Source organism: Thauera carbonicopians (assembly GCF_025699485.1).
Taxonomy (GTDB): domain Bacteria; phylum Pseudomonadota; class Gammaproteobacteria; order Burkholderiales; family Rhodocyclaceae; genus Thauera.
The window spans coordinates 37059-49642 of record NZ_JANUXN010000015.1; the positions used below are offsets into that span (position 1 = coordinate 37059).

Annotated in this window: 6 protein-coding genes; all 6 read right to left on the bottom strand. The window is 58.2% G+C overall.

Features of this window, described 5'->3' with window-relative positions:
- Positions 1-35 precede the first annotated feature (35 nt).
- The 6 genes from NX068_RS16320 to NX068_RS16345 all read right to left on the bottom strand — a co-directional run bounded on the left by NX068_RS16320 (position 36) and on the right by NX068_RS16345 (position 12040).
- Positions 36-947 (bottom strand): hypothetical protein, encoded by a 912-nt coding sequence (locus tag NX068_RS16320; protein WP_263462314.1) that lies wholly within the window; start codon positions 945-947, stop codon positions 36-38.
- Between the two features lie 29 nt (positions 948-976).
- Complete coding sequence (locus tag NX068_RS16325) at positions 977-2476, bottom strand: surface lipoprotein assembly modifier (RefSeq protein WP_263462315.1); 1500 nt, start codon at positions 2474-2476, stop codon at positions 977-979.
- 92 nt (positions 2477-2568) lie between these two features.
- Positions 2569-3435, bottom strand: coding sequence for a Slam-dependent surface lipoprotein (locus NX068_RS16330; protein WP_263462316.1), 867 nt, complete (start codon positions 3433-3435; stop codon positions 2569-2571).
- 73 nt (positions 3436-3508) lie between these two features.
- Positions 3509-6757 (bottom strand): TonB-dependent receptor domain-containing protein, encoded by a 3249-nt coding sequence (locus NX068_RS16335; RefSeq protein ID WP_263462317.1) that lies wholly within the window; start codon positions 6755-6757, stop codon positions 3509-3511.
- A gap of 367 nt (positions 6758-7124) precedes the next feature.
- The gene (gene pigE, locus NX068_RS16340; RefSeq protein WP_263462318.1) at positions 7125-9635 is read right to left on the bottom strand and encodes a prodigiosin MAP biosynthesis aminotransferase PigE; all 2511 of its coding nucleotides are present in this window, start codon (positions 9633-9635) and stop codon (positions 7125-7127) included.
- Positions 9632-12040: a hypothetical protein gene (locus tag NX068_RS16345; protein ID WP_263462319.1), complete on the bottom strand. Its 2409-nt coding sequence runs from the start codon at positions 12038-12040 to the stop codon at positions 9632-9634. Before NX068_RS16345 ends, pigE begins: the two co-directional genes overlap by 4 nt.
- Positions 12041-12584: the final 544 nt, after the last annotated feature.

Consider the following 12584-nt stretch of genomic DNA (forward strand, 5'->3'; position numbering starts at 1 on the left):
TTGCGGCACAGCCGAGGCTCTCAGCCGCCCCTCCGCTATCTGTCGACCTGGCGTTCCACGATAAGCAGCTCATTGGGGATATCGAGTTGGCGGGTGCGATCCTTATCCGGGAATGACACCACCGTCATGCTGCCGAAGCCCTTGAACTGCACTGTCGTGCCCCTGTAGGCCGTGTAACCTTCCGGAGTGCGCACTTCGCTGGTGGCGAGTTCATCCGGCAGCATCGCGCTGTAGGGCAGCTTGACGTAGATGGTGGGGTCCTCGACGCGCACTTGAGCCAGCCGCATGGAGCCGTTCAGAAGGTAACCAAATACCCCGCTCATGAACAACGGCATTACAGCAATGATGACAATGCACATGAGATATGTGCTCTTTTGCCGACTCATTTCCCCCGAGCGCAAAGCCATATCCTTTTCGGGCGTATCGATCGTAGCATTCAGCAAGCGCTCAGCACGGCGATATCGCGCACCAGCGTCCTTCGCCACCGAATAGAACATATACAGCGCAATCGACAGCAGCGGCAGCCCCCAATAGGCCGAAACATCCTCCCTACCCAGACCCAGGATGAAAACCAAGGCCAAGAAAACGAAAAATACTGAAAGCCCATGGAAACCTGCCAACTCGTAAGCAGGCTTCACATCGGTACGAGTGATCATGCGTACGACCCAGAAAATTCCCCGGAGTACGGGCCGCAGAATAGGAGACATAAAAATCCCCAACGACAGCATACAAATAACGAACAAAGCATAGACAAGGCCGAAGCATGCTGCGGCCAACAAAAACAGAAGCCCATCCCCAAGAGATATCCCTTGCGGAAAATGACCAACGCGCAGCGCGTAAATGACTACGCAAATACCGCCCAGGGCGATACTGAATTTGAATACGGAGCCTGCGATTTTAGACAGACTTTCAATAGTGGACTCCAAGAAGGAAATGATGTTTTTCATTGCAGAACCTAATATGTAGAACGTGCGTATCAGAAACTTTTCTCGAGCTTCAACGCCACCTCGGTCTGGCGGTATTCATAAGCCCAGTCGATATTGCTGTCGTTGACAGTACGCTTGAGATAGAGATTGGGCGTGATACCCTTGAAAGCGAAACGCGGCATGCCGATGTTGACGATGTAGACCTGCTGGCGGTCCTTGCGCTGGCCACCCAGGAAGGCATCTGCAGCATCGTGACGCAGGCGCCGGTACAGCGCCGTGGCATTGACATTGAAGCCGGTTTCGAAGACGTGATAAATGCCCAGGTTGGCCATGTACTCCCTGTTGCTCGCCGTGGGCTGGGAATGCTGTTGGCGCGTATGGTTCAGACCACCATAGATTGCAGTCCGATCGCCCAGCATGTACGAAGCAAAAACGCCGAACTGGTTTTCGTCGTAGTCGTCAAAATACTGGCGCTCCTGTGCCTTGAAACTGACATGTTTGCGCTGGGCGGTTGCACCCAGTTGCGTGCGGGCCGTCAGATTATGCTTCCATTCCACCCGCAACCCCACTGCCTGGTATCGGGAATGGCGATTCCCGTAGTTATGCTCGAATAGAGGCGCAATCAGCACGTCATCGAGGGCGCTCAGATAATTGTAGCCCGCATAGACAATGCTTGTACTTTCGCCATAATGCACAGCACTGCTGTCCTCGCTCACCTCCTTGTGCTGGCGATAGAATTTTCCATAGCTGATGCCACGAAGCTGGGCATTATGATGGCCAGCCAGTTGCAGACGACGATTCAAGGTCAGATCGTATACAAACGATGAGGACTGGATGGGCTCGGGCATTCTTCGAATGCTGGGGAAGCAGCCAAAAGGCGGCAGGCAGTACTCGGAGACGGTCACCATGCCATTGGCCTGGTTGATGTTGCTGTTGTAGCCGACACCCAGCGACAGAGAGCCGTTCCAGGAATCGCGCTCGCGCAAGGCGCCCTGAAATCCTTCGATCACCGGCCGCACTTCGTCAGGAATGCCGCTAATGGAAATCTGATCGAACAGCATGCGGGATTCGTAGGACTGGTTGTCCTCGAAGTAGACGCGTGCCAGTTCCAGCTTGGCGCGCACATTGTCGGGGTCACGCTCCAATGCCGAACGCAGCTTGGCGGATGCTTCGCCATAGTTTCGCACTTCCCGCGCCAGCATCCCCTCCGCAAGCAGAACCAGGCCCTCGTCATGGCCGGGCAATTGACCGTACTTCTCGACGAACTGACCCACCTTGGCCCACTGGCGCAGGTTCATTGCGACGTAGATGGCCGGCTTCAGGTCTTCAAGCGTGTCCTGCACAAGGTAGGTCGTCTCGCCGATGGTAATCAACGAACCTTGCCCCATGCCGGGCAGCGGAGTTTCATCGACCAGATGGGAACGTTCACGCTCCATCACGCCACGGTCGATCTGATGAAGCAGGCGGCGGGTGTCGTCATCGTCGGCATGAACACCGGTGGAAACCAGACTGATCAACAAAAACGGCGCGATGATTACACGATGCAACATGAAGCCTGCCTTGCAGAAAAGATTGAAATTCGGCAAATGAAACAGGAAGGGGGATTGCTCCCCCTTCACATGCTTTCAGTCAGCAGCGCTGATCACGGACGCTTGGCTCCGCCGAAAGCCATGTCGTTGGCATGGCCGGACGGATTGTAGATACCGGCCAGCGCGCTGGCGCTGGCGCCGTAGAACCGTCCAGTGATCGTGCCATTGGTGTTCTGGAACGTACCGTTGGACGCGATGGTGGTGCCGTTGAAGTTCGCGTTCCAGACGGAACCGGTCAGCGTGCCGCTGGCACTGCTGATGCTGTAGTTCGCCGTCAGCGTGCCGGTATGGACGCCGGCCTGGGTGCCCGGGTTATAGCGGCGCACACCCACCACGTCGTACTTGGCATTGACCAGGTTCGGCATGCTGGCGGTCGGGTTTTCACCGACGTAGAACACCGTCCGCAGATTGCTGTTCAGGTTCAGATTGGTGTTGTTGCCGGTACCGGTATTGCTGCCCTTGGGCGCCCACTCACCGAAATAGACCTCGTGGTCCTTGACCTTGGCGACGACCTCGCCACCGAAGTGAGGGAACGTCGGAAGCGGATTGTTGATCTGGCGATAGGCATAGATCTTGGTGCCGTAGGCCGCATCTGCGCGCCACGTCTGGGCCATCTGAATGGGTCCACTTGAGCCAGGGATATAGATGTAGTAATACGGACCAGACTGCGAGGCATAGGCTGCATTGGCCTGCATGATCGGACCACCCGCAAAACTGACAATCGCGGACTGGTCGCCAGGATTGGTCGTTGGCGGATTGGTGCCCGGCATCGAGATGCCTACACCAGTTCCCATCGATGCCCCGATACCCGTGTTGACATAATTAGTCGATGCCCCGCCATGAGTAGACGAATTCTGCGCCAGCGCAGATGCCGATACGATCATCATCGCTGAAGCAATAGCAAGTTTCTGGAAATGCATGGTTTTCCTCATTTCAATCTCCGATTGGTCAAGAACGGACGTTTTTGCTAAAACAGCCAAAAACTGAATCTGCTCAGAATCTTGCCGTCATGCCCACCCTGATCGTGCGGCCAGGAGCGGGTTGGCTGACGCGGGCCATCGGGTCCAGGTAATACCTGTTGGTCAGGTTGGTGACGGCGACATCCACGTCGATGTTCTTGTCCAGCCGGTAACTGGCATAGGCATCGAACACGAGAATGGAATTCCAGTAATTGGCACGATTCAGACCCCAGCCAATCTGACCGAACTGCGCCTCGTCGTCATTGCTGGCTTCGCTGTGATAGACAGCGCGCGTGCCGAACTGCAGCTTCCGCTCCAAAAGGCGGGCGCCAAGATCAAGATTGACCGAATATTTGGGCTGCAGGGCAGTCCGGGCAAAAGTCCGCGGAAACCCGCCGTCGATGCACGTTGAAATCCGTCCGCCAATCGGATCAAGATAAGAGGCGTAATCCTTGTCGCACAACTCCTGCTTGAGCCGGTAAGTGGCGCCGAAATTGGCGAAATATTTTCCGCTATCCGCCCTGGCCTGCACCTCGACCCCCGACAGCTTCTTTTCCGCGAACTGGACGATGTTGAAACTCCAGTCTCGATCAATATAGTCCTCGATGCGGCTGTTGAAATAATTGATGCGAACATCCGCATGCTCCAGACTGTCGAAATAGCCCGACAAGCTATGCACGTAGCCGACTTCCCAACTGTAGGCATGCTCCGGCCGGCCAGCAGCACCGCTGGGTCGTTTGTTGGAGCCGACCAGGGCGAGGGAAGACTCGAATAAGCTCGGGAAGCGAACGAACTCCGAATACCGCGCGTAAACTCTGGCGTTGTCCGAGATGAAAGCCGTTATGCCAATATGCGGCACCCAGGCATGGTTCTTCTGCTTCCTCGGCTGCTCCCATCTGTCGGCTACGGAAGAGGCTGGAGCCTCGAGATGACCGCTTTGTTGTACCCGATAGCGGTTGGCACTGCCTTGCCGGCCCTGGGCGCCCTCGATTTGCTCGTTCTGAAATTCGCCATTTCGGAAAGGATTGGTGGCAGCATAACCTTTGTGCGTCCCGTTATATGGGACATCGACGGTTCCAGCAGGCTGCTCGCGATACCAGTATCCATTGACCCTGTTCGGTCCGTCATAGTTATTGTAGTAGGCTTCTGCATCGGGGTTTTTCTGCAGGAATTCGTTAAGAGCATCTTCAAACCCACTATCCCGAAGATATTCAATGTTGTCGTAGTACTCATAGAGAACCACATCCCGCATTTCTTCCACCTCAGCGTCATTCATCAGCTCGTAATACTGAAATTGCTGGCCAATGATTGCTGGCAGAACGGCCCAATTATTACTTTGATTGCGCCGCTGCTCCGCAAGCTTGTCGTCGAAAGACCAGTAATCGCTGTAGCGCATGCCGGCATTAACCTGCAGCCAGCCAACAGGCCGCCAGTCGAAATTGAACCCGGCATTCCATTGCTGGCGCGTCCCGGAACGCGGCCCCATGTGATTGACGCCCCAGGTCAGCTCCGTCAGTACCTGGTTTTCCGAAGCATCCCGTTGCCTCAGTTTTTCCCTGGTGTAATCGCCGTGTATGGCAAGGTCCAGGGTCGGATGCAGCCGCATGCGGTTGCTCAGATTGAAGCCGGTGCGGCGGTGATCCGATATTTGCAGCGCGCTTGCCTGCACGTTGAAACGGCCATCGTCATTGGGCAGCTTTTCCGGCGGAGTGCTGGAAACACCAGCGCAATTTTGATCCGGTGTATGCAGGACATGGCAATGGGTATAGCTGTCCCAGGCCCGGTCGAAATCACCAATTGCAAAAGTCTCATTGCCGTTCTGGTGGCGCCTGCTGTCGTTCTGCGTCATCCACAGACCTGCTTCCAGATCGACCCAGGGGTTGTCCACAGGCTGCCATGTGTAGCCGATATTAAAATTGTCTTGTCTGATTTCGCTGTAGGGCTCATCGACGGCCCATGGTCTGCGCACATCGCTGTCCACGACCGCCCGGATAACCTTCCACGGAATCGACTCGCCGAATTCATGCTCGGTGCGCATGAAACCCAGTTTCAGGGTCTGATCGTGCGGCAGACGCAGCGTGCCTTTCAGCAGGGTGGATTGCTGGTCGCTGGAAGTGTTCTTGACTTCATCGCCGGGCAGGTAATAGCGTGCGATATACGAAATACTGGGCACCCCCGAGACACTGCCGACATGCGCGTCGCGCTCGGCATCTTCCCGCCACGAATCGGTTTCGTACTTGCTGCTGCCTTTCTTGCCGCTGAAATAATTTCCGCGTTTGCGGTCGCTATGGGCCAGCAGCAAATCGAAGTGCTCCTGCTTGGTGGCGATTGCCAGACGAAAGGCCTTGTCGTCGAAACCGAAGCTCCTGCCGCCATCGCCCCCCTTGGGAATCTGGCTCCGGCCCGGCAGGCTGACACCGCCATGGAATGACAAATCGCTGACCGCGCCTGGAATATCCCGGTAATCCCTGCCGAAATAGCCAAAAGTGCTTTCGTTCGGTTTGACGGAATTGGTGGATGTTTCGGCCTTGAATTCGATCCCGAAGCGCTCCCCTGGCTTGACGATGTCGTCCGCTTCCAGCGTCCTGACCTGCACCGAGCCGCCGATGCCGCTGACGGGAGAAGTCAGCGACGGGCCTTTTTCCACCGTGATGCCGCCGATCATGTTCGGATCGACGTAGTTGCGGTTCGACACCCCCGCCGGCCCCATCCATACCGAGGTTGCCTGCTCCGTGCCATCCACGATCACGGGAACCCGCCCTTCCCCCTGAATGCCGCGAATGTTCGGGTCCAAGGCACCGCTGTTGCGCGCGTCCCCGCTGTAGACCCCGTTCATGCCCTTGAAAAGGTCGGCGGCGGCACTGCCCTTGTAGCGTTCGATTTCTTCCTTGCCCTGATAGACGTTCACCACGTCTTTCTCGAACACCTCATTTCTGCCTCTCTCATCCCGGCTCTCATGCTGCCCCGTCACGACGACGCTCTTCATCACCGCAGCACTGTCCCCGCGCTTCTCCCGCGCCTCTTCCTTTGCCTCCCCATCGCTGCTTGCCGCCGCCAAGTCGGCGCCTTCATTGGCATAGCTCGACGTGCCCTGCATCAGCGCAAGCCCCACGCATATGACAATCGGGCTCAAGCGAGGAATGGATGATTTTGTAGTTATGGACAGCATGACAAGTAACGATCCTTTATCTGTCGAGAGCCGGCCCGTGCGCCTGCCGGCACACAGCTCAACGATGGTTTGAGGTAAGCGGACCGATCGCCCGGCGCAGCGGGACTCGTTCATCCCTACTGCAATCCCGCGGTTGCGGTCTCCATCCGATCAGCGGCTTGATGCGACACTTCCGTATGGCATGAATGCTATCCGAAAATGAGAATGCGTCTCATGTAGATATCTATGCGATGCGCACTGATTCCTATGCGGATTGCGAGAACTGAAGCCGCAAGCCAGTAAAGAACGAGAGACAGCCCTTCGCCGACATCGCCTTGCCGTCCATACACAAACGGGCAGCAATCAACGCTCAGGCTGAAGGTCGGGAATCAGATAAGAACCAAGCCTGTTCTCATATTGCATATGGAGCCGAGCAATACCCACCGACCGCGTGCTCATATGCGAAGCGGAGAAAAACTATTCATACATGACGCAAGCTGCGTCAGGCCTCGAATGTGGCCAGATCCGCACATACTGCGCGGAATGCGGCCAGGAAGCGGTCCGCCTCCTCCATCGTCAGCACCAACGGCGGTTGGATGCGCATGACGCGGTTGTTGTTGGCAGTCACGAAAGTCAGAACGCCATGCTCTTTCGATAGCTTGGTCATGAAGCGAAGGACGAACATGTCCTCCAGGCTCGCCTCCAGCTCGCGCATGGCAGCTTCGAGATGGAAACGGGCTTTGCCCGGCATCATGCGGTAAGTGGCGGCGGCCTTGGCAGGAATACGGCTGGTCATCTCGCGCACGAGCGCATCAAGCCCTTCGGTCACGTCGTTCTGGAACTCGATGGCGATCATCAGCCCGCGTCCGCGCACTGCGCGGATGAAGTAATACTGACTGGCCAGCTCTTCCAGCCCTGCTTTGAGGTATCCGCCCACTTGGACCGCATTGTCTGCCAGGCCGTCCTGTTCGATGACGTCCAGCGAGGCCAAGGCTGCGGCAGCCGCGAAGTTGCCTCCGCCGAAGGTCGAGGTATGCAAAGCAAAGGTGTCAATGCTTCCATAGGCGCGCTGCCAAAGCTCCTTCTTCGATAGCGTCGCGCCGATGGGCACGACACCGCCCGAGAGCGACTTGGATAGCACAAGAATGTCCGGAGCGACGTTTTCCCATTCGCACGCAAACATCTTTCCTGTCCGGCCCAGGCCGGTCTGGATTTCGTCGAGTATCCACACGCATTCGTGCTTGTCGCAGAGCGTGCGCACAGCCGACAGGTAGCCGTCGGGTGGGATGACGACGCCTCCTTCTCCCTGAATCGGCTCCATGATGAAGGCGGCTACGTCTCCCTTCTCCAAGCGGCAGCGCAGCGCCTCCACGTCGCCGAATGGCAGTTCCTCGCATCGGGGAAGCAATGGTTCGAAAGGCTCGCGATGCTTTGCCCGGCCAGTCACAGACAAGGCGCCTAGCGTCTTGCCGTGATACCCATTGGCGCAGTACAGCACCGTGGGTCTGCTGCTGGCGGCGAGCGCCAGCTTCAGTGCTGCCTCTATGGCTTCGGTGCCGGAGTTGCTGAAGAACACGCGCTCCAGATTGCCCGGTGCAAGCTCTGCCAGACGTTTGGCCAGAAGGCTGCTTTGCATAGGCGCAGACAGGTACTGCACAAAGACGGGGTATTGCAGTTGCAGGTGTCGCTGCAAAGCGGCGCTGATGCCGGGATGATTGTGGCCAGTGTTCAGGCAACCATAACCGGCAACGAAGTCCAGGTAGCGGTTCCCGTCCAGATCGGTCAACCAGCAGCCTTCGCCGTGGCAAAAAACCCGTTCCACATGGTTGAACTGATAAAACTCCCGGAGTACCGGATTGATATGGGTGCCAAAGCAGCGCAGTACCTCCGCGCGCATCGCTACCGTATCCTCGTCGCTGGCGCTACTGCGCACTGCTGAACTTGGCCGGTGAAAGCGCGCCAGTTCGTGGAAGCGGGTGTCCGTCACCGTCTCTCCGCCCGACACGATGGGATGGGGTAGAAAGCCATGACGTTCGGCGATACGGCCGATCTCCAGCACGCGATCGGCAGGAAGCTCGCGACCGATCGAGAACGGTTCGGCGCGACCTTCCAACGCCAGAATCATGGTCTCTGCCAGGCATCCGTTGAGGTTGCGCTTGGGGTCCAGTCCGAGCGCCAGAGCACCGAAGCTGACGGAAGCCACCGCCGACACGAGCCCCCCATCCACGATCAGAATATCGTCGCGCAGGTGTGCCCCCGGCAGTACATCCTTGGGTAGCGCCGTATCAATGACGACAGTGCCGGGCATGAGGCGCGCGGGATCGAGTACCCCGCCGCTGGACGTGGCAGTGACGAAGAACCGTACATCTCCATAGCATTCATCCACATGCCCATGAAGCAGCACCTGGCGATGGTGCTGCGATGGCAGATCCTCCAGCGAAGGCCGTGTTTGGTTCCTGTGCACGAGCCGCAGACGGCAGCCCAGAGCGGCTAGCAGCCTGGCGACGGCAAGCGCAATGGAACCCGGATATCCAAGGATGGCAACCTCGGAATCCTCGGGTGGGACACCCAATGCGGCCATGCTGTCGAGCAAATTCCGATAGGCAGCATAGGCGGTCAGGGAATTGCCTGTGGTCACGGGGATCGATGCCCGTTCCAGTGTCTGCAATCCCCGATTACCCACGATCGCGGTAAAGCCCCCCAGGCCGACCAACTCCGCGCCCTGGACTTGGAGCGCGTTGACACCCTCGAGCACCCGTTCGGCGATGACGCGAGGCTGTGCAAGCATCTGCTCTGCCGTCAACGGCATGAACTGAAGCGTCCCTTCGCAATGCTTTCCACATGCGCTGACGATCCGGCCAAATTCCGCGAAGGGAACCAGGTTACGGCGCTTCCACAGACCGGGGTCATAACCTTCTGCCTGCTCCTTGCGCATCCGGTCGGCCATGTCCACCAATTTGACCTGGTGCAGCAGGCCTTGCGATGTGGGGTGTGCGATGAAACCGAACTTCATACTGTCCTCTCTGCCGCAACACGGCTCCAACTTGTTTCCGACACCAGGCTCAGGCCGTCGCCTTCCGAGTTGTGCCCCAACCAGACATCGAAGAAATTCAACCGTCCCGGCGCAGTCAGGGCTTCGCGCAGGGTCGCGGCGCAGAACCGGCGTATGCAAGCCCGATGCACTCGGACGGAACCAGACCGTGTCTCCTGCGCCTCGACGTGCTCGAACATGGGCACGTTCACCTGCGTGGCCCCATTCAGGGCGTATCGCTTGTCCAGGTAGGTCTGGATCATCGACAGGACGCCATTGGTCAAATAGAAGACCGTAATATTTCGCTGTCGGGAGGCAAGGCCATGCGCGGTGCACATCGCCAGCCGCTGTTCCACGTTCGGTACGAGTGCGCGGGCACCATCGCCAACAAATGCGAGCACATTGTGTTCATTCTTCAATGCGATGTAGGGCAGCGACATGAGCGCGTCACCCATCAGGGCGCGGCCATACCAGCCAGAGAACCCGGCGTCCGTGCGCGGCACATTGCGCACCGCGGACAGACCGCAACGGCCAACGTCATAGACGCCCGTGTACCGATACCCATCCTCGATCAGTTCGCTCACGAGTTGCCCGAGCCGGTAGAAGAAATAGTTCGGCGTCATCGGCATGGTTTCGATCCGATCACTGGGCAGCATGTCTTCGATGCTTCGCAAGCATTCCAGCCTGGCCTGCCGGCGACGCAACACCTCGGGCTCCACCTGGATTCTTGCCTCCAGATAGTCGAGGAATACATCGAGCGAAACATCAAGCGACAATCGCGTAAAAGGGGCTATGTGCGCGGCGTTGCGGTTCACCTGTGCGACTTGGAAATTGCGCTTGAGCCGACCTTCCGAATAGGGCGTTGCGGATTGGTCCACCTTGCTCTTGAGGAAAAAAAGCCAAGGAATCTCCGCGTTTCCCGGCTCGGCGGTTCCGTCTTCCAGAAAAGCATGGATACGACGCGTGAAGCCATACATGGACAGCGTTCCCAGGTAATTCGGCACCGGCCTTCCGTCTTGATAGGCCACTACGCCGCCGGGGCTGATGATGGTATCCGCCAGTGCGATACCCGCTCGGCCGGCCAGCCGCGTGACGCGATCGCGCTCGGAAGGCGTCAGCCGACCACACTGCCAAAGCACCCTCGCGTCGCTTTTGTTCAGTACGTTCACGGCGATGTCCAGTCGCTGCCGTTGCGCATCCGATAGCGCGCACGGACCGGACACCGACACGACCGGATGGGAAGGCGGAGCGGTCGCGATCTGTGCCCTCGATTCAAGGACGCTTTGTGTGGCGAAAAGAAAGGTGGGAGCGGGATGTTCATCCAGCGCACGAAAAGCGCCATCAAGGCAAGCTGCAATATCCTCGGGCCGGCGCATGAAGCTATGCCACAAGCCGCGGGCCTCAATCACCCGATGACCATTGTTGTCCGCGTCGATGGTGCCCTGGAAGGCATACCACACCGTTTCCGGGGAGTCGGCGCACACGATCAAGCCTGGCGCGCCCGCGCGCTTGAGATTTGCCAGCGTGCCACGCGCCTCGTCGATCATGCCCGACGTGATTGCAATCACGTAAGCCCGACCGTACAACTGCCAGCCGGCCAGTGCACTGACAGCCAAAGAATGTTCATTGCAGCCGGTATGGCAACCAACCGGCGTCCCGCGAGTCAAGCCTTGCATGGAGTCGATGAACCCGGCCACCATCGAGCCGGTGAAGAAGTGGAAGTCCCACCGGTCCTTCCAACGATTCTGCATCAGCCGATACACTTCCTGCGCGACGGCGACCGGCTCTTCGGTCTGTTGGGTCGTGCGTGCCAGGAGTCGATTGAAATAGGCATGCTCCAAGTGATCAACCAGTAATCGCAACAGATCGGCGCGCCGCTGCATCTCTTGCGAATGGGGTACCCGAATCAATCGGTTCCCACCCAACAGGCACATCCATTTCCCTAGACACTCTTCCTGGCACAACAACATCGCGGAGCACGGCGACAGCCTGGCATCGGTCCAATCGGACATGAGCGGCAGGAAGGGATCGCCGGCGACGTCAGGGTCGTCATTGCGGGCATCCAGTAGCACGCATTCGGTGCAGGCCTGTCGTTCAGGCGCGCCCAGTGCCTGCCTAGCCGCGGGAATCGACGAGAAGCATTGCAGTTCGAGAGATAGCGGCGCTGCACCATCCGCTTGCGCTTGGAGATAACGGCCCGCTTGAAAAAGGACCTGCCGGTAGAGGCCATCAAGGTCAATCTTCGGCGCCTCCGACAGAATGCCGGCGCCAGTGCCTCGAAGCAGGTTGTTCAAGGTGTCCAGCACGGCCCCGAGGTCTTGCGCCAACCCGTCATCCTGACTGACAAGGCACACGCCGATGGTTCGTGCCTCCCTCACTGCCGACATGGGATTTACCTCCTTCATTACCGGGTCGGCACCGTTTCGTGCCGAAGATTGGTCCGCTGCAAGCATTGCCTCCGCGGTGGTGCCAACGCTGTGTCGCACCCGCCGCGCCAGCTGGAAAGCGCACGGCACAGCGCACTGGCCTTCAACGTCCTGCGGCGCATCCTGCTGCGCACACTCGTCACCGCCATCCGTACTCCAATCTCGCGATGGCGGGCTCTATCCAGTCAGCGGCTCGATCCAACGCTTCCGTACGGCATTAATGCTATCCGCAAATGAGAACCTATCTCATGTAGATATCTATGTGATGAGCACGGATTTCTATGCGGACTGCGGGAGGTGACGCCGCAGGGCACTACAGAACGAGAGGGGCCTCCATCCGCCCTCCGCCCGCTTGTTGCCCATAGCCCGCACGGACGGCAGTGGGCGCTGCTCGGCAAGGTGAACTGAAGGACTGAATGGCTGCCGACCAACCGCATAGTTTTTCGTGCTGGCGGCATATGAAACAGGCATCCATGGCGCGGCCGATCACCGTATCATTAATGAC

Bases quoted from the DNA above. Each gene is read 5' to 3' on its own strand.
- NX068_RS16345 (WP_263462319.1), bottom strand. From the start codon at position 12,040: ATGTCGGCAGTGAGGGAGGCACGAACCATCGGCGTGTGCCTTGTCAGT.
- pigE (WP_263462318.1), bottom strand. From the start codon at position 9,635: ATGAAGTTCGGTTTCATCGCACACCCCACATCGCAAGGCCTGCTGCAC.
- NX068_RS16330 (WP_263462316.1), bottom strand. From the start codon at position 3,435: ATGCATTTCCAGAAACTTGCTATTGCTTCAGCGATGATGATCGTATCG.
- NX068_RS16320 (WP_263462314.1), bottom strand. From the start codon at position 947: ATGAAAAACATCATTTCCTTCTTGGAGTCCACTATTGAAAGTCTGTCT.
- NX068_RS16325 (WP_263462315.1), bottom strand. From the start codon at position 2,476: ATGTTGCATCGTGTAATCATCGCGCCGTTTTTGTTGATCAGTCTGGTT.
- NX068_RS16335 (WP_263462317.1), bottom strand. From the start codon at position 6,757: ATGAACGAGTCCCGCTGCGCCGGGCGATCGGTCCGCTTACCTCAAACC.